The sequence below is a fragment of the Synechococcus sp. H55.10 genome, from assembly GCF_047502715.1.
GTDB lineage: Bacteria > Cyanobacteriota > Cyanobacteriia > Thermostichales > Thermostichaceae > Thermostichus.
This window is the reverse complement of sequence record NZ_JANSJJ010000070.1, coordinates 19,403-40,681: the sequence shown is the minus strand read 5'-3', so window position 1 is coordinate 40,681 and position 21,279 is coordinate 19,403. Positions and strand designations below refer to the sequence as shown.

Here is a 21,279-nt window from a genome sequence, read left to right as displayed (position 1 = left end):
CGGCTTGCCATGCCCTACTTGGTTGCCTTTCTCGCTGCTGCCTGTGTGGTTCTGTGGGCAACCCCAATGGTGAAGGCGGTCGGGATCCGCAGCGGCCAGTTGGATTTTCCCGATGAGCGTAAGATCCACCGGCAGCCGATGGTGCGCCTGGGGGGAGTTTCCATCTTTTTCGGCAACCTGGTGGCGCTGCTCTTGCTCTGGGGAGCAGGGGCGTTCGCGGGGCTGCGCACCGAGCAAGAGTACGAGATCTGGGGGGTGACGATCGGCGGCGTTTTGTTTTTTTTGATTGGCCTGGCCGACGATCTGTTTCAGTTGTCGCCCTTTTCCCGCCTGGCGATGCAGTTTGGGGTGGCTGCCGCCGCTTGGGGAGTGGGGGTGCGCATTGAGTTCATCAACCTACCGCGCCTTGGCCTCTGGCCCTTCCCGGTGTGGTTGAGCCTGCTGGTTACCCTGCTGTGGCTGGTGGGGATGGCCAACGCCATCAACTTCATGGACGGCCTGGATGGGCTGGCGGCAGGGGTGTCAGGGATCGCGGCAGTCGTGATGCTGATGGTAACGCTGCTGCTGGATCGGCCGGCGGCGGCGATGCTGGCGGCAGCCTTGGCAGGGGCCTGTCTGGGCTTTTTGCGCTACAACTTCAACCCGGCTCAGATCTTCATGGGAGATGGGGGAGCCTACTTTTTGGGCTTTACCCTAGCCGGGATCGGGGTCATTGGGGTGGCCAAGGGGGTGACCACGCTGGCGGTGGCCCTGCCGTTTTTTATCCTCGCCGTGCCAATCCTGGATATGTCTGCCGTCATCCTCAAGCGGCTGGCCAGGGGCAAGTCCCCCTTTCATCCCGACAAGGGCCACTTGCACCATCGCCTGCTCAAAGCCGGCCTGTCGCAGCGGCATTCAGTGCTCTTGATCTACGCCATGACCCTTTGGGGGGGATCCCTGGCCTTGGCCTTGGCCGGCCTGCCGGCAGGGGGCACCTACCTGGGCGGCGCCTCGCTGCTGTTGGCGGGAGTAAGCTGGGGGGCCTGGCAACGCCAGCGTCAGCGGCAACGGTCTTTGGCTGCTGAAGATACCGAGGTTCAAGCAACAGATTCAGTTAATTCAAAAAAGGATTAAGCCTGGGTTGTTCCCAGCCGCCCGCCTGCCTAGACTGGAAGAGATCTCCTCTGCCGCCTTGATGATGCGTCCTACACCGGAGCTGGCGGCCCTTTTGCGCCGCACTGCTGATCGCCTACAGGCCCAGCACTGGGGCTTTTGGGATCGCGAGTACTGCTGGCGGGATAGTACTCGCTGCAATTGCGGCCTGCTGGTGCGGGAAGCCCTGGGCTGGAATCAGCAGCAGCTTAGCCTGCGCATCCACCGCGGCACCTGGCGCTCCATTGCCCAAACGGCCTACCGCACTGCTGCCCTTGTCCTGAGGGATCCCTGGGAAGCCCAGTGTGAGACCACGGGCCTGCGGCTGGGATATGTGTTCGAAAAAATGGCAGAGCTGGGGTTTGACCGGCCGGAAGACTTTGCCGCCCTGGAAGAGCTGAGCGATCCGGTTATCTTGGCCCGCCTGGCTGCAAAAGGGGTGGAGCCGCTGCGGCGCGACCAGGCAATTCATGTGGCCCTCTACATGCGGGAGCTGGCCGACTGGATTGAGGAACAACTGCAGGCGCAAGCTCAGCTCAGCCACCTGACCCAACCTCTGCCCAAAGCCAAAGCACCAGAGGTGGGCGTCCGCCAGCCGCTACACCTGCGGTGAGGTTGCCTACAAAGCGCTCTGGTGCCCTCACCCCCAGCCCCTCTCCCAAAGGGAGAGGGGAGATGGGAAGCATAGCAAGGCCAGGCCGTCGCCCTGCTATCTGCAGCCCAAGATGAGGGGTGTAGAACCGCGCATCCAGGCCCAACTTCCTGCCCACAGGGATCCAGAAGAATTTCCTCGTTCTGTTTGGGAGTTCAGTTGGATTCGTCCACCATCACCACATGGGTGGGGATCTCAGGGGGCAGGAGCTTGCGGCCCGACAAGAAAGCCAGCTCGATCAAGAAGGCAAACCCCCCCACCTCAGCCCCGCTCTGGGCCACCAATTGGGCGGTGGCGGCGGCGGTGCCCCCGGTGGCGATGACATCATCTACGATCACCACTCGGTTGCCGGGGCGCAGGGCGTGGGCATGGAGTTGCAGCTGGTCTTGGCCGTATTCCAGGCTGTAGATTTGGCTGAGCACCGGCGGTGGCAACTTGCCCGGCTTGCGAACCGGGACAAATCCCAAACCCAGATGCTGAGCCAAGGCAGCTCCTAAAATAAAGCCGCGCGACTCGATGCCCACCACATAGTCCAGGGATCCCATGGCAGCGGTGCCGGCGGCCAATTGTTCAATAGCAGCCCGGAAGCCTGCTGGATCCTGCAGCAGGGGTGTCATATCCCGAAAGAGGATCCCGGGTTTGGGAAAATCGGGCACCAAGCGGATGAAGGCGCGCAAATCCATCCTGTTTTCCTCGTTGGCCAGCGGCTTGCAGAAAGCACGCAACCCATCATACCCACTTAGCTTAAGGGCAGATGGGATCCCTTTTTGTCCGTTCGGCAGCGGGGAAGATTTTTTATAATTGGCAGGGCTGGGAGCCGCGGCTTACCTGGTCTTTCTGTTCCTGACCTCGGAGACTTCTCATGCGCTATTACATGGCCATCGACTCCAATCCCCTGGCAAGTTTGCCGCTGGCTCTGTTTGGGGTGGGCAGTGAGTCGGCTTACGTCGATCTGCTGCAGGACAAGTTAACTGTCCGGGCGGGCAACCTGTTCAACGAAACCTTCTCCCTGAGTGAGTTGGGACAAGGGGAGCGCTTCTCTTGGCCCTGGTTCTACGGCCTGGGCGTGCGTACCGATTTCCAGGGGCTGGTGGGCGCGGTAACCAGCACCCAGGGGGTGGTTGCCATCCCGCTGCTGCAGGAAAAGACCCTCTTCATCCCTCTGCTGGGGCCGCTGGGTCTGCAAGTACCCTGCAAAAAGCTGGTCTTCAGCCTCAAGGATCCAGACACGTTCCTGGCTAACTTCAATCAGGGTCGCCCCGAGGTGAACGCCGGCCCGAAAAATCTGGTGATTGAGTGAGTAAGGGATCCCCCAGACGGCGACGGGTCAAGGGCCTACAGGAGTTGGGGTAGCGCGCCCAGAGGCGACACGGCTTATGCGACGCAAGCCCGGCAAGCCAGGGTCCACCACCACCACACTGCCATCCGGTAAGACCACCAAACCGGCAGGCTGCTGGAAGCGGGCCGCCGAGGTGGGGCCGTCCTGCCAACCAGGCTCATTCTGTCCGGCCAGGGTGGAAACTTGTCCCCCAGGCTGAAGCCGCCGAATGCGCTGGTTATCTCGGTCGGCCAGCCAGAGGACGCCTGAACTATCGAAGGCCAGCCCGGCGAGAGAGCGAAAACGGGATTCCGCCAGGGGGCCATCGCGGTAGCCCGCCTCTGGATCCGATTGGGTGGTCAGTTGTCCGGCAACAGACAACAGGCGCAGGCGATGCTGATCGGCAATCCAGAGATTCCCTTCCCTGTCCACCGCCAGGGCCGTGGGCTGCAGGAGCTGGGCCCGCTCTGCCGGGCCATCGGCGGATCCCGGCTGGCCGGTGCCGGCAACCGTGGCCACCTCACCTGCAGGGGTGATGCGGCGGATGCGGCGGTCGGCACGGTCGGCCACGTAAACGCTACCATCTGAACCCGAGGCCAGGCCAAAGGGCTCGCGAAACTGCGCCTGGTCACGCTCCCCATCGCGGTAGCCGGCTACACAAGTGCCGGCAAAGGTGGTTACCTGCCGCTGAGGGCTGATGTGGCGTAGGCAGTGGTTGCCGCTGTCGGCCACCCACAATCCCCCTTTGGGATCCCAGAGCAGCCCCTGTGGGGAGTCGAACTCAGCTTGGTCGGCTGCTCCGTCGCGGCGGCCTGCTTGGCCTGTGCCGGCCCAAACTTCCAATTCCCCCTCTGGAGAAAGCCGGAAAATCCGGTGCTGAGCTGGGTCGGCTAAGTAGAGGGAGCCCTCTGGATCCACGGCAATGCCCCCGATCTGCTGTAGGTAGATTCTGGACTCGCTGCCGGTGTTGCCTGACGGATCTGCTGCAGGCGCCGTGCGGCCATCCAACAAGGTTTCCACCACCCAAGCCGACGCTGCCGGAGCAGTGGGAGTGGGGGCGGGAGTCGCCACAGGCCAATCATAGACCAGTGTACCCAGCCCCTGCCCTGCAGCATCGGCAACAGCGACCCAAACGGAGCCGGAAAGAGAAGAAGGCGGCATCACCGCCAGACGGTCACCGCTGCGGGAGCGGATCTCCCCCCTCAGGAGGCGCTCGGGATTGGCGGCTGAAGCAAACAAAACCGTTTCTGCCCGCTCCAGATTTTCTCCCGACAACAGCAGCGGCTGGCCAGGCGCCGGCACCCCCGAGCCCGTGTGCAGCAGCGGCACCCCCACGTCGGAGAGCACCAACATGGCCAGGCGGCGATTGGCCCCGCCAGAGCCCCCAGAGCGGGCAGAAAGGGTCAGGGATCCCTTTCCTTGCGCCAAGGTGGTGGATCCCCGGTAGGCGACGGCGCTGAGCTCCGCTTCGCCGGCGGGCGGGTTGGTAAAGGTGAAGGTGGCCGGTTGTCCTGGGCGCAGGGGCGCGGTGGCGGTCTGGCGATAGCTGCCCAGGGTAATGCTCAAGTCGATCCCTTCCGCCCCCGGCCAGGCGGGGGTGCGGGCCAGCCAGCGCTCCACCTCTGAGGCCGGGAGCTGGGCCACCAGATCGGATCCCTGTTCTTGGAGCAGCAAAACGATGCGATTGTTGGGCACCGCCAAACCCGATTGGCGGGCCTGTTCGAGCGTGAGGGCAAAAGCGGAGGGGACGAGGGGAGTTGGGGTGGAAACCGGCTGCAGGGCAGAAGGGGGAACGACGCTGGGAGACAAATTAGAGGAAGAAAGCTCGCCGCAGGCCGAGAGGGCCAGCACCAGGGCACTCAGCGCCGGCAGAGATAGCGGTGCAGGGGAAACCCGTCGTGGCATGATGCAGCTTATCCTCTCCCCCAAACTGGGAAATGGCGGGAACCCAAACCTCCATATCTGTCTTCCTCAGCGTACGAGCTGGCGAAAACTGCCCAGCACCTTCCCTGCTGCAGGAGCCAGCCCGGCCAATGCCTCAGGCCCTGAACTGCATTTCTATTCATAACCAACTGCCCTCACCCACAGGTGAGTTACACTCCTCACTCTTTACATCCTTACTCAAATCCCCGCCGAAAAGCCAGATGGCAGTTGGGTGCTTGCCAAGTTGTGTCTGCGTTTGTTCGCTCGATGGCCAGAGACGGGATCCCAGCCTCTTCAAGCAGAAGCATCCGGCACGGTGGGAGACTGTCGCTAACCTATGGATCTGGAATTGGCCACCCTCGCGGATAAATCAAATAGACAGTACCCCCGGAGTGTGCCAACCACAAAGACTCTAGCTGGTCGCGGCGGTAGGTGCGGCGAACTTCTTCATTGGTCTTGGCCGCCGGATCTTGGAGGATGGGATCCCCTTGGCTGCTGAACCCCACCAGCACCGCCAGATGGCCGTTGCTTTTGGGGATCGGCGCCCCCTCCAGCTCTCCCTCGCCCCAGGCATAGCTGAGGATAGCCGGCACTCCTGCTGCGATCCAGGCCTCTGCCTGGGCCAGGCTCTGCAGCCGCGCCACCACGCCGGCCAAACCTCGCTCGGCCGCATGAGCCACATTGAAGGCCCAGTTGCCGTGGCCCTGGTAAACCCGGTCGTACACCCCGGCCGCCGCGGCGCGCACCAACGGCTCACAGGGGCGGGGATCCCGCTGCCAGTAGGCCATCACCATCGCCAAAGAGGTGGGGCTGCACCAAGCTGCTCCCCCGTCGGCATAGACCATCTGGGAACACAAGGGCAGATCCAAGACCTGGCCCCAGCGGCTGGGATCCCCAGGGGAGAGGTGGCTGGGCTGGGCCGGCTGGTTGGAAAAGGCAACCGCCACCTGATCCACCAGGGGAGAGCGGCCCGCCTCTTGTGTGAATAGGCGCACCCTGACCTGAAAAGCCTCTGCCCCGTTGTGGGTATCCTTGAGCACCAACAAATCCGTGTTTAGGTTGCCGTCCTCATCTGCCTGCCCGCGCACGGAGTGGCTGGCCAGGGTGGCCGGATCGGCGGCCCACACCCCAGCGTGGTACCACTTCGTCCAGCGCCCCGCAAGCTTGGCCCGGATCCCCACTTCCAACCAGGTGCCGGGGGGCGTGGTGGCATTCCAGGAGACGATCGCCTCCACCAGAGGAAAGCTGGCGGGAACTTCCGGGCTGACGGCTTCTCCCACCCAATAGCTGCCGGGGGGATAAAAAGGCCGGCCCTGAAACGCCGACTCAGGTGCTTCAGAGCTGACTGCTTGCCGCCAGCCCTCTGGATCCAAGAACAATTGCCCTTGGGGGTTCAGCCGGATCCCGCGGGCTGACCAGTCCTGAAAACCTTGGGGGGCCTGCCAGCGCTGCAATCCGGTGCGATAGGTGGAGTGGGTCTGGGTTTGCATCAGCAAGAGTCCTGGAGAAATTGGAGCCGGCTGGGCCAACGCGGGCAGGAGCAGTACAGCCGCGCTGACCAGCCCAAACAGCCCTTGCCAACCGCTCTGGCCTTCTGCAACCCGCATGGTCGGCTTGCCCCCATTAAAAGCCGGACACAATGACTCTGCAAAAGGGCATTTAGTAGCGGCGCTCTCTTACCCAGAGGCCAATCAACGCTGCCTTGCCCCAGGGATCCACTTTCACTTCTGCCCGCGTGGCTTCGGGATAACGCCGAATATCCTCTTCCAGGACATCTCCCACCGCTTCGGGAATAAAAAATTCTTCGATGCCAAACTTGAGCCGCCACCCGTCAAACCGGCCTCGCAGCACTTTCTCTTCAGGCTTCACGTCTTTGGGCATGTCCCGGCTGACACCGATGGCTTGCCAAGGTTGAGTTGGATCCCCGCCGGAGGGAGCTAAGCGCAGATACAGGATCCCTGGTCTGTCCAATTCAGATGACCAACCCGGCAGTTGTTCCAGGGTGGAGCGGCGATCGACGACGTAACCCAAGGTCACGTACCGGCCCCGCAAGAGGTCATAGGGATCCAGAGGGGCCGTTTGCAAGTAGATCGTAGTTCCGGTGGCGAGGGTCAGCGCCTGCCGAGCCGGTATCAGCAGAACAATGCCCAGTTGCAGCAGCAGGGCCAGCCAAAACCGCCATTGGGGCAGGGATCCCTTCTTAAAAAGATTCGACATAGCCAGAGGGAGCGACTTCTCTCTTATGGCACAGGTTTGTCGACCTCGGACAAAAGCGGGTAGAAGTGTCCCACCGGCCCCTGCCCCGCGCCAATGGCCAAGGGATGCCGCAGCGCTTCTGTTACATAGGCTTTGGCCGCCAGCGTAGCCGCCAAGGGATCCTTGCCCCAGGCCAGTTGCGCCGCAATGGCCGCCGAGAGGGTACAACCGGTGCCGTGGGTATGGCGGGTGGGGATCCGCTCCGTTTTCAGCACTTCCAGCCGCTCGCCATCGAACCACACATCCACCCCCTGCAACTCCCCCGGCATGCCCCCACCTTTGACCAGCACCGCCCCACAGCCCAAATTGCGGATCCGCCGGGCCGCCGCCTCCATATCTGCCAGCGACTGCAGCTCCAGCCCTGCCAAAATCTGGGCCTCGTAGCGGTTGGGGGTCAGCACCTGAGCCAAGGGGATCAGCCGCTCGCAGATGGCCTGAATGGCCTCATCGGCCAATAACTTAGCTCCCGTGCGAGACACCATCACCGGATCCACCACCAGCGGCCGCAACGCCCAGCGCTCCACCTGCCGGGCCACCTCCCCCACGATCTCGGCGTTGAGCAACATGCCGGTTTTGATCCCTTGCACCCCGATGTCCTGCACCACCGCCTCAATCTGGGCAGCCACTGCCTCCGGCGGCAGGGGATCCACCCGGGTAACCCCCAGGGTATTCTGGGCGGTCACGCAGGTCAGAGCGGAAGAGCCGTGTACGCGCTGGAAGGCAAAGGTACGCAGATCTGCTTGAATGCCCGCTCCGCCACCGCTGTCGGATCCAGCGATGGTGAGGGCGACAGGGGGATGCTGCTCGGCCAACATTGGAGCCGGAGTTGGTTCAGATGTGGGGACAGACATTGGCCAAACGACAAAAACTGCCGAGGGTACCGATAGTCATTTCCATCAATCGATATCGATCATCTTTTCAACGTAGCAGTGAAACTGTTGGTTCCCGATAGTCTGAGACCGCTGAGGTATTGGGAAAACGCTTCCAGACGCCCGTCAAGAAGCCAACCATAGTCATTTCAAATATCAAATGGGTTCGTCACGTCGTTATTGCTACGCAACGCTGTCACGAACCCGCCGCTCTAACTCCCCTCTCCCTCTGGGAGAGGGGTTGGGGGTGAGGGCCTCTGGAAGAGGGGTTGGGGGTGAGGGAGTGTCTGAATCGGGTTTGAAATAGCCATAGGAGTGGGCTGTTCTAGCCTAGATCTGGAGAGCCATCCGCGGTGGTAGCCACCACCTCTACCCAAGCCCTCTCCCCCTCCACCGCCGTCAGGCTCCAGCGCAGTAGGGAGGCTGGCCGCCCCAACTCCTCGGCCACTTGCTGGAGAAGGGATCCCTCCAGTTGAGAAGCAGAAACCGGCCAACTCAGGGGCAAAGACAGGCGGAGAAAATGCAGCTTCACAGGCTGTCGAAAACCATCCCACAATAAACTGGCGTAGAAGCAGGCGTGGGATCCGGCACGGCTAGGAGCCAAATTGTAAACGGTAAACCTCTTCCTCTTGATCGGTCTCCACCTCCAGATCAGAGGTAGGGTAAGCTACGCACAGCAGGACAAAGCCCTGAGCCCTGAGTTCCGGCCCGATCCCCATTGCATCCACCTGGGTCACGGATCCCGACTTCAGCCGCCCTGCACAGGTGGTGCAAACTCCCGCCTGACAAGAGGAAGGTAGCTCCAGGCCGTGCTCCAGAGCCGCCTGTAAAACCGTCTGATCCGCCGCGGCGGGGAAGCGGTAGGTCTGGCCCCGGTGATGGACAGTTACTTGATAAACCATAGCCGCCATTAGGAACCCACCCGCGAAGGAGTGCGGGCCACCGTCAGCGACTGCGGCTGGCGCATTTTCTTCACCTGAGCCTCGATCCTTTTGACCCCCTCCGCCTCCAGGTCGGCGATGTAGTGACTCTTATGCGCCTCTGCCTCTCTCTCGCTGGCAAAGGGGCCGTAGTAGTAGGTGCAGTCGTCGGTGGTGATCTCGATCCAAACCGATAAGCCAAGCAGCCTATCCAACAGACTGGTTAAAGAGTTGCTCACGGGATCCATCCCCCCCTATTCACAAGTGCCAAAGATCGTTCGGGATCTTTGGCAATCATCAACTAGATTCTACTGCTTTTGTTGACGATTTGTTGAGAAATGTTTCGACCTCGGCGCGTTTGAGCTGGTGGGGGGAGCGCTGCCGGTGAATCTCATAGAGGGCGATGCCCGCTGCCACCGAAGCATTCAAACTTTCCGTGCGGCCCGCCAAGGGGATCGACAGCAGTTGATCGCAGTGGCGCTGGGTGAGCAGGCTGATCCCTTCCCCTTCCGATCCCACCACCAAGGCGATGGGACGGCGAAAATCGGCGCCGTAGACGGGGGGAGCCCCTTGGCTGGTGGTGCCGTAGACCCAAAACCCCTGCTCTTTAAGATATTCTAGAGCGCGATTCAAGTTCACCACCCGCGCCACCGGCAAGGTGGAGAGGGCTCCTGCCGCCACCTTCATCACCGTCGCGGTTACCCCTGCCGCCCGCCGTTGGGGGATCACCATCCCCTGCATACCAAACGCTTCCACGCTGCGGGCGATAGCCCCCAGGTTGTGGGGATCTTGGATCCCGTCTAGCACCACCAGCACCGGATGGGGGCCGGCCTGACGGCTTTTTTCCACCAAATCCTCCAGATCCATGTACTGATAAGGCGTGGCCTGGGCGGCGATACCCTGGTGATTGGCACCAGCCGTGAGGGCGTTCAGCCGTTGTGGAGATACCTCATCGATAACGGTGCCCCGCCCTTTGGCTGCTTCCAGCAGAGAGAAAAAGGGCGGGCTGTAGCGCAACTTTGGCAGGATCCAAACTCGGTTGAGGGTAGCTTGACTTCTCAGAGCAGCCAGTACCGTCTGGCGGCCGTAGATAATCTCTTGCTCCAACTCGGCCTGAGGCTGGGCTTCTTCCGGCAAGACCCCTGTCCCGTCAATGGGAAGGCCGGGATCCAGTTTGCCTGTCAATTGAGAATCCACCTGGCCTTGAGGCGACTGCCGTTGTGCGTTGCGGCGGGGAGCCTCTTGAGTGACAAGCTTGGGCCCCCCATCTCGGCGTTTGGGCCACTGTCCCCGCTTGCCGACGGATTGCCCTGCTCCTCGCCGTTGCAGTTTGCCCGAGCGAGACAGCCGTAGAGCAGGTTTGCGCTGAGAAGGCTTGGGCATGGGCGTGGAAGAGGTAAAGACGAAAGACTATCCTAGCCTTCCTCCTCGCCCAGGGTCTCAGCCAAAACATCGGTGAGGGCGAGGACATGGCGAAGTCGTTCGGGATTGACCAGGTAGAGATAGCCCAGAACGGTTTCCAGGCCGCTGGCGTTTTGGTAATCGGCCAGAGGCAGATGCCGGGGTGGGCGACCGCAGCCATTGCGACCCCAGCGGACGATCTCCTGCTCTTCGGGGTTGAGATGGGGCAACAGCGCCAACAACAACTTGGCCTGTGCCGAGCCGCGCACCCGCCTCACCACCTGCTGGTGATAGCGCTCCAGCCGATCCGGCGGAAACAACCGTTGCCGCCGCACATGCAGTTCATAAATGGCATCTCCCAAGTAGGCCAAGGCTGCGGGCGATAGGCGACGGATTTCGGCCAAAGATCTTTCAGCAGTGGGGTCGGACAGCAGATCGCTCACAACAGCTTACAACAACCATTCGTTGAAAAAATATCCAGAACCGCTGCTGTCGGCTCATGACAAATTCAAGACTCAATCCGGGCCGATCCAGTCCATGCTAGGGCAAGTTTCCGCCATGCTGCCAGTCTCCCTGTCGCCCTGAACCCCCGCTTCTGTAAGTGATTTGGATCACGAAGCTGGGGAAGAAAAAGCGCTGGTTATGGTCATTGCAAAGGGTATGAAACAGCCTGTCCGTTGATCTCCAGCTCCCCTCTCCCCTTGTGAGAGAGGCAAAGTGTTTTAATCGTGCTTAGAACAACCATGACAAACCAAGCGGTACCGGCAAGGGTCTGACGCTATGAGCCTTGACAAGCAAGTGACTCCCCCCCTCAAGAAGAGCCAAATCCAGGAAGCAGTGGGCGAGCTGGCCGGCGATCAACGCGAAAAGCTGGAAAGTAAAGCCGAACTGGCCGAAGCTGCTGCTCAACAGACGGCTGAAGAGTCCCTCAAAGACGTCGCAGATGAGGGGATGGACTAGAGAGGAAACCGCTTAGCCGAAATTGGGGAATAACAGATCTCCGTTGAGCAAAAGCAGATAGGCGACAATCGCCCCGCCCATCCCCCCTATCAAAAAGCCGGCCGCCAATTCGCTCCAAGACTGGGATCCCCCGTTGCGCTGCGAGGAGACAGTGCCGTAGAGAGAGAGGGCTGCCGTCAGGATTAAGATCAGGCCACAGGCTCCCAGAAAGCCGCTCAGCAGACCGATGGACTCGTTGCGCAGCGGCCCCAGCTTGGTAAAGGGGCCGACCAGCCAATAGCCGTGGGCCATGCCGATTTCCAAGCCCCGCCAAATGGAGCTCAATCCCGGTCGGTTGATGGGCAACCAGTCTATCAACAGACGGACAACAGACGCGTGGTTGATCGGCGTCCAGAGATCGCCAATCTGCGGATCTCCTTCGGGGACGGTGACGTATCCCCTATTCATATTCAACGGAGCGGGATCGGCATTGGGTTCGACCATTTCAGCAACTCTGTGTCCGGTTCAAAAGAGATGGAAAAAAGCTCAAAAAAGCAGGGATCCCGCCGGGCACGGGTCGTGGCGGGGATCCCCTGCTTCCACTCAGAACGTCAAAATGTCCGGGAAGAAGCGATTGATCTCGATAAACAGGGCAAAAACGAAGCTGGAAAACAGGATAAAGGCCACCGGAGCAGTGGTGAGAAACTTGGTGAAATCAGCCATAGATGCCTCTCAAGAGTTGAACAGATAATGAACCGATAATCGAGTTAAGGAAGGCCGGGCTGAGGTTCCTCAGCGGGGCGAGATGGGCACAGCAGCTTCTGGCTCCTGAATTTCGCCGCTGGCAATTTCCTTCAAAGCAGCCGCGGGCCAAACCAGAGCCGTGAGGAAACAGCGCAGCGCCAGCGCTACATCGATTAGGCTTTCTTTCATCTCCGGGCTCTCCTCATCTCGAACTGCAATCAGGTAGGAGCGTCCGGCCCAGCCCAACCAACCGGCAATATAGAGGAAAAGCAGGCCGGGGATGAGAAACTCGCCCGCATGATTCAATCGACCATCTGTAACCAAGTGGGGCAGGCCCTCTTCGCCGCAGAGCAGCTTGCTGTAGCGTTCAAAGCGCTTCTCAGTTTGGGCCAGCTTTTGCTGGTAGAGAGGAGCCAGGTCAGGGCTGGCGTTGAGGATCTTCTCTTCGAGGCTGCTCAGGCGTTCGTTCATCAGGGCCTGAAAAGCGGGAACTTCGCTGCAAGGCTTCAGACCGATCAAGGGTTCTGCCTGCACAGATTGGGCAAGGCCAAGCGCGATGCAGAGGGCCAAAAGGAAACTCAAAAGGGTTCGCATAGCAGGATGTGTCCTTGAGCTAGGGGTCTAGGATCTGTCTAAATGTGCAGGAATGCTAAGTGCAGAAACAGGCACTAAACGGTTAGTATCATACTCCTGAGCGCCTCACCTCGACGGATCCCGAGTTTTAGCTCACACAATTCTTAAGGATCCTGAAGCGTTCCCACCCCTTTTCCCCCACTTGCTCTCCCATGGCCCGCGTCCTCGCCATCGAAACCAGTTGTGATGAAACGGCTGTGGCTGTGGTGGAGGCAGATGCGGCCTGGCCGGGGTTTGCCCCGCGGCAGCTCAGCTCTGTGGTGGCCAGCCAGATTGACCTTCATGCGGCCTATGGGGGCGTGGTGCCGGAGGTGGCCTCCCGCCGCCACGTGGAAACTCTGCCCTTTGTGCTGGAGTCCGCGCTGCACCAGGCCGGGCTGGGCGTGGCCGAGGTGGATGCTGTTGCCGTCACCTGTGCGCCGGGCCTGGTGGGATCCCTGCTGGTGGGGCTGATGGGGGCCAAGACCTTGGCCCTGCTCTACAACAAACCTTTGATCGGGGTGCACCATCTGGAGGGCCACCTGTTCAGCGGCTTTTTGACCGAGCCCGACTTGCGTCCCCCTTGTCTCTGCCTTTTGGTTTCAGGGGGCCACACCAGCTTGATCTGGATGAAGGACTATGGGGAGTACCAGACGATGGGCCGCACCCGTGACGATGCTGCCGGCGAAGCCTTTGACAAGGTGGCGCGGCTGTTGGGGCTGGGCTATCCGGGCGGGCCGCCGATCGACCGCTGGGCGCAACAAGGGGATCCCAACCGCTTCCCCCTGCCCGCGGGCAAGCTGGATCACCCCTACGACACCAGCTTCAGCGGCCTTAAGACGGCGGTGCTGCGCCTGGTGCAGCAGTTGCAGCAGGAAGGCCGGGAACTGCCCGTGGCCGATATTGCTGCCAGCTTCCAGGCCTGCCTCACCCGCGTGCTGACCGAAAAAGCGGTGGCCTGTGCCGAGGCGCTGGGCCTCTCGACCCTGTTGGTTACAGGGGGGGTGGCCGCCAACCGGGAGCTGCGAGCTCGCCTGCTGGAAGCGGGCCGACCCAAGGGCCTGCGGGTGATCATCCCGCCTGTTGCCCTCTGTACCGACAACGCCGCCATGATCGGGGCAGCCGGCCTCTGCCACTGGCTGCGGGGAGAGATCTCACCCCTGGATCTGGGCGTAGCTTCGCGCCTGCCCCTGGAAGAGATCCCTGCCCTCTACGGCAAGGGTGGCAGAGATTACCGCGAGGTGCTAACGGGTTCTGCCGTTGCCCTCTGACGTTGCCGCACCTCGAGGTAGATGAGCAGCGCGTTGATGTCGGCGGGGTTGACGCCGCCAATGCGAGCGGCCTGGCCCACCGTCAGGGGTCGGACGGCCGCCAGTTTCTCCCGCGACTCTTTGGAGAGGGTGGGGATGGAGTGGTAGTCCAGATCGGGGGGCAGGGGGCGGTGGTACTGCTTGCTCACCTGCTCAATTTGGTTCTGCTGCCGCTGGATGTAGCCGCTGTATTTGACGGCAATTTCTGCTGCCTCCTGCTCAAAGGGATCCAGCTCCTCATTGCCCAAGCCCAGCTCCAGCAGGTCGGCGTAGTGGATCGGGTTGCGGCGCAGGATCTCGGCCAGCGTGGCGGATCCTTTGATCCCCTGGCCGGTCAGTTGGCTGAGGTGGATCCCGGCGGGGTCGTGGGCCTTAACCCGCTGGGTTTCCAGGCGCTCGATCTCGGCGGCAATGCGGGCTTGCTTGGCCTGGAAAAGAGCCCAGCGGCGGTCGTCGATGAGGCCCCATTCCCGCCCCAGGGGGGTGAGGCGTTGGTCGGCATTATCGGCGCGCAGGATAAGACGGTATTCGGAGCGGCTGGTGAGCATGCGGTAGGGCTCCCGCAGCTCTTTGGTGCAGAGGTCGTCGATGAGGGTGCCGATGTAGCTGGACTCGCGCGGCAGAGTGACCAAGGGTTTGCCCTGCACCAGGCGGGCGGCATTGATCCCGGCTATGAGCCCCTGGGCTGCCGCCTCCTCGTAGCCGGTGGTGCCGTTAATTTGGCCGGCGCAGAACAGCCCCTGCACTTTTTTGGTCATTAGGGTGGGGTAGAGCTGGGTAGCCGGCAGATAGTCGTATTCCACGGCGTAGGCAGGCCGCAGCATCACGCACCGCTCCAGGCCGGGCAAGGAGCGCAACATCTGGATCTGGATTTTCTCCGGCATCCCCGTCGAGAACCCCTGGATGTAGAGCTCCGGCAGATCCCGCCCTTCCGGCTCGATGAAAATTTGATGGCTTTCCTTGTCGGCGAAACGGACGATCTTGTCTTCGATGCTGGGGCAGTAGCGAGGCCCCTTGGCCTCCACCCAACCGCCGTAGACCGGGGTCTCGTGGAGATTTTCGCGGATGATGCGATGGGTCTCCGGCGTGGTGCGGGTGAGGTAGCAGTCCATCTGCTCCCGCGGCACCCACACCTCCGGGTCGAAGCTAAACCAGCGCACGTCGGGATCCCCTGGTTGCCGCTCCATCACGGAAAAATCGACGCTGCGGCGATCCACACGGGCAGGGGTGCCGGTTTTCAGCCGGCCCGTCTCAAAGCCCAGTTGGCGCAGGGTGTCGGTCAGGCCTTCGACAGCAAATTCCCCCGCCCTGCCGGCAGGTTGCCAGTGGCGGCCAATCCAGATGCGCCCCCCCAGAAAGGTGCCCGTGGTCAGGATCACCGCCCGACAGCCGAGGACACTGCCAAAGTGGGTAACCACGCCCACCACCTCATCGTTGCGCCCCAGCACCAGGTCGGTGACGGTGCCCTCGCGAAGGGTCAGGTTGGGTTGGTTTTCCACCACCGAGCGCATCACCCGCGCGTACTCGCGTTTGTCGGTTTGCGCCCGCAAGGCCCATACTGCTGGCCCCCGCGAGCGGTTGAGCACCCGCTTTTGCAAATAGGTGCGGTCGGTAACCTTGCCCATCTCGCCGCCAAGGGCGTCGATTTCGTGCACCAGTTGCGACTTGGCCGGGCCGCCCACGGCGGGGTTACAGGGCTGCCAGGCAATCTTGTCCAGGTTCAACGTCAGCATCAAGGTATTGCAGCCCAAGCGTGCTGCCGCCAAGGCCGCTTCACAGCCGGAATGCCCCCCACCCACGACGATCACGTCGTAGTGGTCGAGAAAGTCCACGTTGTCTCGTCCAACTTTGAGCATCGGATTGCCCCTTGCTGGCTACCGGGATCCCCTATCCCAATTGGGTTGTTACAGCTTGTTTCTCCAGTCTAGCGATGGATAGAGGGCTATCCCCAAATCTCGGCAAGAGGAAAAGGCTCCTTGGCCAGACCCCCACCAGTTTGCCGCCCCGAGGCTGCCCAAACCGGCCAGGATCCCGCTCTCCCCAGTCGGATCTAATCCAGACCATTTTAGTCGGGTTTGGTTGACGGGATAGATCGGGGGTGATAAGATGGCCCCCGACGATGGGTAAACAAGATCCAGCCCTTTCTCCTGCCTGAGGCTCCCTATGACGCAAACCCTTTCCCAACGCCCGCTCGTGCCTGCCGCTGCCCCGGCGGCTCCTGCCCTGCGCAACCCCCAGGTGGGCTTCAGCCGCTTGCGCTGCCGCGAATGTGGGGCTGAGTACGAGCCGGTGGCTAAGCACGTGTGCGACCTGTGTTTTGGCCCCCTGGAAGTGGTCTACGACTACGACTGGCTCAAGGGCGCCGTCAGCCGGCAGAGCATCCAGGCCGGGCCGCTGTCCATCTGGCGCTATCGGCCTTTTCTGCCGGTGGTTTCGGAGCGGCCCATCGATGTGGGCACCGGCATGACGCCTCTGGTGAAGGCGGAGCGGCTGGGCCGGCGGTTGGGGTTGAAAAACCTCTACATCAAAAATGACGCCGTCAACATGCCCACCCTCAGCTTTAAGGATCGGGTGGTGTCGGTGGCCCTAACCCGCGCCAAGGAGCTGGGTTTTACCACCGTTTCCTGCGCCAGCACGGGCAACTTGGCCAACTCCACCGCCGCCATTGCCGCCCACGCCGGCTTGGACTGCACCATCTTCATCCCGGCGGACTTAGAAGCGGGTAAGGTGCTGGGATCCCTCATCTACAACCCCATCGTCATGGCCGTGGAGGGCAACTACGACCAGGTCAATCGCCTCTGCGCCGAGGTGGCCGATCGCTACGGCTGGGGCTTTGTCAACATCAACCTGCGCCCCTACTACGCAGAAGGCTCGAAAACCCTGGCTTACGAAGTGGTGGAGCAACTGGGGTGGCAACTGCCGGATCAGGTGGTGATCCCGCTGGCGTCGGGATCCCTGTACACCAAGATTTACAAAGGTTTCCAGGAGTTTGTGAAGGTGGGGCTGGTGGCGGAGAAGCCGGTTACCTTCCATGGCGCCCAGGCCCAGGGCTGCTCGCCCATTGCCCAGGCCTTTCGCGAAGGGCGGGATTTTGTTACTCCTGTTAAGCCCAATACCATTGCCAAGTCGATTGCCATCGGCAACCCTGCCGACGGCATCTACGCCCTGGAGATCGCCCGCAAGACCGGCGGCCAGATCGCGACGGCTACGGATCCTGAGATTATCGCTGGCATCAAGCTCCTGGCCGAGACCGAGGGCATCTTCACCGAGACCGCCGGCGGCACCACCATCGCCGTGCTCAAACACCTGGCCGAAGCCGGCCAGCTCGATCCTGAGGCGGTTACGGTTGCCTATATTACCGGCAATGGCTTGAAGACCCAGGAGGCAGTACAGGCGCAGGTGGGCCATCCGCTGCTGATCTCGCCCAAGCTGGAGAGCTTTGAACAGGCGCTGGATCGGGCCCGTACGCTGGAGCGGCTGGACTGGCAAGAGGCCTCGGTTTGAAGCGAGGGGGATCCCCCTGGGCTCTTAACGGAGTCTTAATGAAGAACTGTTACAATCCCTGGTAAAGGCCCACCTGCTCAGGAGCTTTGCACCATGCCTATCTTTCGTTCTGTCCGTCACTTTGCGCGTCGCTGCCTGCCGGTGGCGGTGGCTGTGTTGACCCCTCTTGCTTTGGCTCCCACGGCTCGGCCCCAGGGGCTGAACACCATTGCCGTTGAGCTGGAAACTTTGCCCAGCAGCTACTCGACGTTGGCGGCGGCTTTGCGGGCGGCGGGGCTGAATACAGCGTTGGCGGGGCCGGGGCCATTTACGATCTTTGCCCCTTCCAATGTAGCTTTTGGCCAACTGCCGCCGGGCACCGTAGAGACGTTGTTGCAGCCGGCCAACCGGGATCAGCTCACCCGCATCCTCACCTATCATGTGGTGCCGGGGCGGATTACCTCGTTTGACCTGCGGCCCGGCCAATCGACTACTCTGACCACCTTGGCAGGGCTGCCGCTGCGGGTGCAGGTGGGATCCGATGGCAGCATCCGGGTCAACGGGGCCAACGTGAACCTGGCGGATATTCCCGTCTCGAACGGGGTGATTCACGGCATTGACGGGGTGCTGCTACCCTAGTCTTCTAATGTTGGTCGTGGACGAAGCATTGGCTTATGGCGGTCAAGGTGTTAATTCCCACCACGCTGCGGGCACTCACCCGGGATCAGGAGGTGGTGAATTGCGAGGGATCCACAGTTCGGGAGTTGCTGGAGGCCTTGGAGCAGAGCTATCCGGGCATCAAGGCGCGGCTGTGCGACGAGAAGGGGGAATTGCGCCGCTTTGTCAATTTTTATGTCAACAGCGAAGACATTCGCTTCCTCAACGGCTCCGACACCCCTCTTCAGGATGGGGATGAGGTGAGCATCGTCCCTGCTGTTGCCGGGGGCTGAGGGCTGCCGAGCCTGCCGTGGATCCCAGGGATTGGTTAAGCCAGCCGGCGCCGCTGGTGGCGCCTGCTTTGCTGGGCATGGTGCTGGTGCGGCAATTTGCCGATGGGCTGCAGGTGCGGGCCCAGATCGTGGAAACGGAAGCCTACACCGCCGGAGATCCGGCTTGCCACGCCTATCGCCGCAAGACCCGGCGCAATCAGGTGATGTTCGGGCCGCCGGGCCATCTCTACGTCTATCGCATCTACGGCCTCTACCACTGCTTGAACATCGTCACCGACGCGGAAGGGATCCCCTCGGCAGTTTTGATCCGGGCAGCCCAGTTGGATTGCCTGCCGGAGTGGATCCCGGCCAGTAAGCGCTCGAAGCCTGCACGGGTGGCGTCAGGGCCGGGCCTGCTCTGTCAGGCGTTGCGCATCGACGGATCCCACAACGGCTGGCGGCTGGAGCGGGCGGAAGCCGGCCAGGAAGGCATTTGGCTAGAGGGATCCCCCGCTTGGGAAGCACAGTTGCCCATCGTCCAGACCACCCGCATTGGCATTACCCATGGGGCCGAGCTCCCCTGGCGCTGGTACATTAAGGATCATCCGACGGTGTCGCGCTATTAGGTCACGCTTTCATTGGCGAATCTCTTCTATCCAACCGGTTTTGCAACCACGTCTGAATATCCCGCAGGCTCTCCGGAGCAACTTCATGGCCCATCTCGTACTCGCGATAGGTGAAGTTCAGCGGCAACGGGGCGAAATAGTCCCGGATCTGGCGGCCAAAAGCAATCGGCAAAACGGCATCGGCAGTGCCATGAACCGCCAAGATGGCCAGGTGTTTCATCCGCTCCGGCTCCACCGCCTCGGCCAGGATCTCTGGAGATAGGCGCCCACTCATCGCCACCACCCCTGCCAGCTTCTCCGGCTGGGTCAGAGCCAAATACAGGCTCATGATCGCCCCCTGGCTAAACCCCAGCAAATACACCTGGCCTGGATCCAAAGCAAGATTAGAAAGATCCGGGAGCCCATCCGGCAACACCTGCTCCAGAAAGCGGCTCAGGAGCTGGAGGCTATCGCGTGCCTGCTGCGGATCCCCCACCAGCCCTTCCGGCGTCCAGGCCATTTCAAACCAGGCAAACCCGCCTACACCCCAAGCAATGGGGGCTCTCAAGCTGATCACCGCAAACCGGGGATCCAGATAGGGAGCCAACTGGAACAAGTCCCCCTCGTGGCTGCCGATCCCGTGCAGCATCACCAACACAGGTGCGGATCCCAGGCCGGCTTGGCGGGGGGGCTGAAAGCGGTAGGCGAGGGGCAAAGGGGGAGACACACAGACATCCTCCCGACGGGGAAACTATGCCCAATCCTGGGGGTGCCGCAGAACCTGGTAGAGCTTGGCTTCCCAGGTGCCCGGCTGCGGCTCGTAGCCGTATTCCCAGCGCACCAACGGCGGCAGCGACATCAGGATCGACTCGGTGCGGCCTTGGGTCTGGAGCCCGAAGATCGTGCCCCGGTCGTAGACCAGGTTAAACTCCACATAGCGCCCGCGCCGATAGAGCTGGAATTGTCGCTCCTGCTCCCCCCATTCCATTCCCTGGCGCCGCTCCACAATGGGCACATAGGCCGGCAAAAAGGCCTCACCACAGGCTTGCACCAGCTCAAAAAGGTGCTCCCAACTGCGGCATCCCACCCGCACTTGCAGCGGTGGCGGTTCAGTCGCAAGCTGGTCGGGATCCCCTTCTGCCTGACCCTCAGGACGGTAAAGGAGGCCGGGGCGCTCATCCTGATAGTCGAAGAAAATGCCGCCAACGCCGCGGGCCTCACCCCGGTGGGGCAGGAAAAAGTAGCGGTCGCACCAGATCTTGAAAGCCGGGTAGTAGGCGGGATCCAAGCGGTCACAGGCCGCCTTGATGGTGCGGTGAAAATGGGCCGCATCCTCCTCAAACAGGTAATAGGGGGTGAGATCCATGCCGCCCCCAAACCACCAAACCGGCCCCGCCTCGAAATAGCGATAGTTCAGGTGAACCGTCGGCACGTAAGGGTTACGGGGGTGCAGCACCATGGAAGTGCCGGTGGCATAGAAAGAATGCCCTGCCGCTTCTGGGCGCTGTTTCAGAATCGAGGGGGGCAGATGGGATCCGAACACCTCGGAAAAATTGACTCCCCCCTGCTCAAATACGTCTCCCTGCTGGATGACCCGCGAGCGCCCACCCCCTCCGCCAGGGCGTTCCCAACGGTCTTCGCGAAACTTGGCTTTGCCATCCAGGGCTTCCAGACGGGCACAGATGTCATCCTGTAGGCGCTGCATGAACCGGCTCACCTGTTGGCGGGCATCCACCGGCAGCGCTGTCGGGCTTGAGGCCAGCATCATCGTCTTCACTATCTCTCGCAACTTGCCAAAAACATCCCCAGTCCCAACAAACCCTCTCAAGCTGGGGCAACCGAACTCAAGAGCTCTGACCGCCCCTAGACGGTACAGTGCGCAGCTTAGGTCCAGGCCATTCTAGGATCTTACGTGGGAACCGCCTCGTAGGGACGGAGCCGCGCCCATTTGTTCCGTTCCTCGCGAAAGCTCTGGCAGCCCACCACATCCCATTCCATCTCCGTGCCGCCGTTGCGGATATTGACATTGATCTGGGGGCCTTGCGGCTCAAAATCCGGCGTCAAAGTGAGATGGGGCTGCTGATGCTGCGCTTCCACGGCATGGTAGGTGGTGCAGCGGTCTACGTAGTAGCAGTGAATACAAATACACATGGTTGCTGCCTGCAAGAGACGGTTCCCGATCTCGAG

The 21,279-nt window shown here is 61.7% G+C and carries 26 protein-coding genes; 9 read left to right on the top strand and 17 right to left on the bottom strand.

The features are described 5' to 3' along the window. Positions 1 to 9 precede the first annotated feature (9 nt). Both NW858_RS05585 and NW858_RS05580 read left to right on the top strand, forming a co-directional pair. Positions 10 to 1,113, top strand: a complete 1,104-nt coding sequence (locus NW858_RS05585) for a glycosyltransferase family 4 protein (RefSeq protein ID WP_414509408.1) — start codon at positions 10 to 12, stop codon at positions 1,111 to 1,113. A 61-nt stretch (positions 1,114 to 1,174) separates the two neighbouring features. Continuing rightward, positions 1,175 to 1,744 (top strand): hypothetical protein, encoded by a 570-nt coding sequence (locus tag NW858_RS05580; RefSeq protein ID WP_414338444.1) that lies wholly within the window; start codon positions 1,175 to 1,177, stop codon positions 1,742 to 1,744. Positions 1,745 to 1,938: 194 nt separating this feature from the next. Here NW858_RS05580 and NW858_RS05575 read toward each other — a convergent pair whose 3' ends face one another. Then, entirely contained in the window at positions 1,939 to 2,466 is a 528-nt protein-coding gene (locus tag NW858_RS05575; protein ID WP_414427025.1) for an adenine phosphoribosyltransferase, read from the bottom strand. Positions 2,467 to 2,645: 179 nt separating this feature from the next. On the opposite strand from NW858_RS05575, the gene NW858_RS05570 reads away from it, so the two are divergent. Then, positions 2,646 to 3,083, top strand: a complete 438-nt coding sequence (locus NW858_RS05570) for a hypothetical protein (RefSeq protein ID WP_414520074.1) — start codon at positions 2,646 to 2,648, stop codon at positions 3,081 to 3,083. Between the two features lie 27 nt (positions 3,084 to 3,110). Here the strand turns inward: NW858_RS05570 and NW858_RS05565 are convergent, their stop codons facing one another. The 9 genes from NW858_RS05565 to NW858_RS05525 all read right to left on the bottom strand — a co-directional run bounded on the left by NW858_RS05565 (position 3,111) and on the right by NW858_RS05525 (position 10,874). Beyond that, positions 3,111 to 5,006: a hypothetical protein gene (locus NW858_RS05565; protein ID WP_414520073.1), complete on the bottom strand. Its 1,896-nt coding sequence runs from the start codon at positions 5,004 to 5,006 to the stop codon at positions 3,111 to 3,113. Between the two features lie 353 nt (positions 5,007 to 5,359). Further along, a complete protein-coding gene (locus tag NW858_RS05560) occupies positions 5,360 to 6,631 on the bottom strand; it encodes a peptidase C39 family protein (protein ID WP_414520072.1) in 1,272 nt (423 codons plus the stop codon). A gap of 52 nt (positions 6,632 to 6,683) precedes the next feature. Beyond that, the gene (locus NW858_RS05555; protein WP_414332972.1) at positions 6,684 to 7,241 is read right to left on the bottom strand and encodes a GDYXXLXY domain-containing protein; all 558 of its coding nucleotides are present in this window, start codon (positions 7,239 to 7,241) and stop codon (positions 6,684 to 6,686) included. A 23-nt stretch (positions 7,242 to 7,264) separates the two neighbouring features. Further along, a complete protein-coding gene (thiD, locus tag NW858_RS05550) occupies positions 7,265 to 8,095 on the bottom strand; it encodes a bifunctional hydroxymethylpyrimidine kinase/phosphomethylpyrimidine kinase (RefSeq protein WP_414520071.1) in 831 nt (276 codons plus the stop codon). Positions 8,096 to 8,474: 379 nt separating this feature from the next. Then, a complete protein-coding gene (locus NW858_RS05545; RefSeq protein WP_414332976.1) occupies positions 8,475 to 8,681 on the bottom strand; it encodes a hypothetical protein in 207 nt (68 codons plus the stop codon). A gap of 61 nt (positions 8,682 to 8,742) precedes the next feature. Further along, positions 8,743 to 9,060 carry a 2Fe-2S iron-sulfur cluster-binding protein gene (locus NW858_RS05540; RefSeq protein ID WP_414332977.1) on the bottom strand — a complete coding sequence of 106 codons (318 nt, stop codon included), beginning with the start codon at positions 9,058 to 9,060 and terminating at the stop codon, positions 8,743 to 8,745. Then, on the bottom strand, positions 9,060 to 9,317 hold the full coding sequence (locus tag NW858_RS05535; protein ID WP_414332979.1) for a DUF1816 domain-containing protein: 258 nt from the start codon (positions 9,315 to 9,317) through the stop codon (positions 9,060 to 9,062). The genes NW858_RS05540 and NW858_RS05535 overlap by 1 nt, the downstream gene beginning before the upstream one ends. A gap of 49 nt (positions 9,318 to 9,366) precedes the next feature. Continuing rightward, a complete protein-coding gene (gene rlmB / locus NW858_RS05530; protein ID WP_414332981.1) occupies positions 9,367 to 10,452 on the bottom strand; it encodes a 23S rRNA (guanosine(2251)-2'-O)-methyltransferase RlmB in 1,086 nt (361 codons plus the stop codon). Positions 10,453 to 10,484: 32 nt separating this feature from the next. Further along, positions 10,485 to 10,874, bottom strand: coding sequence for a ribonuclease III domain-containing protein (locus tag NW858_RS05525; protein ID WP_414332983.1), 390 nt, complete (start codon positions 10,872 to 10,874; stop codon positions 10,485 to 10,487). Positions 10,875 to 11,250: 376 nt separating this feature from the next. On the opposite strand from NW858_RS05525, the gene NW858_RS05520 reads away from it, so the two are divergent. Further along, positions 11,251 to 11,430, top strand: a complete 180-nt coding sequence (locus tag NW858_RS05520; protein ID WP_414332985.1) for a CsbD family protein — start codon at positions 11,251 to 11,253, stop codon at positions 11,428 to 11,430. Positions 11,431 to 11,442: 12 nt separating this feature from the next. Here NW858_RS05520 and NW858_RS05515 read toward each other — a convergent pair whose 3' ends face one another. From NW858_RS05515 to NW858_RS05505, 3 genes are all read right to left on the bottom strand, one after another. Beyond that, on the bottom strand, positions 11,443 to 11,913 hold the full coding sequence (locus NW858_RS05515) for a photosystem I reaction center protein subunit XI (protein WP_414332986.1): 471 nt from the start codon (positions 11,911 to 11,913) through the stop codon (positions 11,443 to 11,445). A gap of 99 nt (positions 11,914 to 12,012) precedes the next feature. Continuing rightward, positions 12,013 to 12,132, bottom strand: coding sequence for a photosystem I reaction center subunit IX (locus NW858_RS05510; RefSeq protein ID WP_011434365.1), 120 nt, complete (start codon positions 12,130 to 12,132; stop codon positions 12,013 to 12,015). A 69-nt stretch (positions 12,133 to 12,201) separates the two neighbouring features. Further along, the gene (locus tag NW858_RS05505; RefSeq protein WP_414332988.1) at positions 12,202 to 12,747 is read right to left on the bottom strand and encodes a Photosystem I reaction center subunit III; all 546 of its coding nucleotides are present in this window, start codon (positions 12,745 to 12,747) and stop codon (positions 12,202 to 12,204) included. Positions 12,748 to 12,938: 191 nt separating this feature from the next. Here NW858_RS05505 and tsaD point away from each other — a divergent pair, with 191 nt between their 5' ends. After that, on the top strand, positions 12,939 to 14,036 hold the full coding sequence (gene tsaD, locus NW858_RS05500; protein WP_414332990.1) for a tRNA (adenosine(37)-N6)-threonylcarbamoyltransferase complex transferase subunit TsaD: 1,098 nt from the start codon (positions 12,939 to 12,941) through the stop codon (positions 14,034 to 14,036). Here tsaD and mnmG read toward each other — a convergent pair. Then, positions 13,997 to 15,931 (bottom strand): tRNA uridine-5-carboxymethylaminomethyl(34) synthesis enzyme MnmG, encoded by a 1,935-nt coding sequence (mnmG, locus tag NW858_RS05495; RefSeq protein ID WP_414520070.1) that lies wholly within the window; start codon positions 15,929 to 15,931, stop codon positions 13,997 to 13,999. The genes tsaD and mnmG overlap by 40 nt on opposite strands. Positions 15,932 to 16,238: 307 nt before the next feature. Between mnmG and thrC the strand changes: the two genes are divergently transcribed. From thrC to NW858_RS05475, 4 genes are all read left to right on the top strand, one after another. Beyond that, complete coding sequence (gene thrC, locus NW858_RS05490; RefSeq protein WP_414520069.1) at positions 16,239 to 17,579, top strand: threonine synthase; 1,341 nt, start codon at positions 16,239 to 16,241, stop codon at positions 17,577 to 17,579. A gap of 93 nt (positions 17,580 to 17,672) precedes the next feature. Continuing rightward, positions 17,673 to 18,197, top strand: a complete 525-nt coding sequence (locus NW858_RS05485; protein ID WP_414332996.1) for a fasciclin domain-containing protein — start codon at positions 17,673 to 17,675, stop codon at positions 18,195 to 18,197. A gap of 35 nt (positions 18,198 to 18,232) precedes the next feature. Then, on the top strand, positions 18,233 to 18,508 hold the full coding sequence (locus NW858_RS05480; protein WP_414332997.1) for a ubiquitin-like small modifier protein 1: 276 nt from the start codon (positions 18,233 to 18,235) through the stop codon (positions 18,506 to 18,508). A 17-nt stretch (positions 18,509 to 18,525) separates the two neighbouring features. Then, positions 18,526 to 19,113: a DNA-3-methyladenine glycosylase gene (locus tag NW858_RS05475; RefSeq protein WP_414332999.1), complete on the top strand. Its 588-nt coding sequence runs from the start codon at positions 18,526 to 18,528 to the stop codon at positions 19,111 to 19,113. Position 19,114: 1 nt separating this feature from the next. Here the strand turns inward: NW858_RS05475 and NW858_RS05470 are convergent, their stop codons facing one another. The 3 genes from NW858_RS05470 to NW858_RS05460 all read right to left on the bottom strand — a co-directional run bounded on the left by NW858_RS05470 (position 19,115) and on the right by NW858_RS05460 (position 21,243). After that, the gene (locus NW858_RS05470; protein ID WP_414333000.1) at positions 19,115 to 19,819 is read right to left on the bottom strand and encodes an alpha/beta hydrolase; all 705 of its coding nucleotides are present in this window, start codon (positions 19,817 to 19,819) and stop codon (positions 19,115 to 19,117) included. Between the two features lie 24 nt (positions 19,820 to 19,843). Further along, a complete protein-coding gene (gene hemF / locus NW858_RS05465; protein WP_414333037.1) occupies positions 19,844 to 20,857 on the bottom strand; it encodes an oxygen-dependent coproporphyrinogen oxidase in 1,014 nt (337 codons plus the stop codon). A 143-nt stretch (positions 20,858 to 21,000) separates the two neighbouring features. Further along, positions 21,001 to 21,243: a Ycf34 family protein gene (locus NW858_RS05460; protein ID WP_011434378.1), complete on the bottom strand. Its 243-nt coding sequence runs from the start codon at positions 21,241 to 21,243 to the stop codon at positions 21,001 to 21,003. Positions 21,244 to 21,279 lie beyond the last annotated feature (36 nt).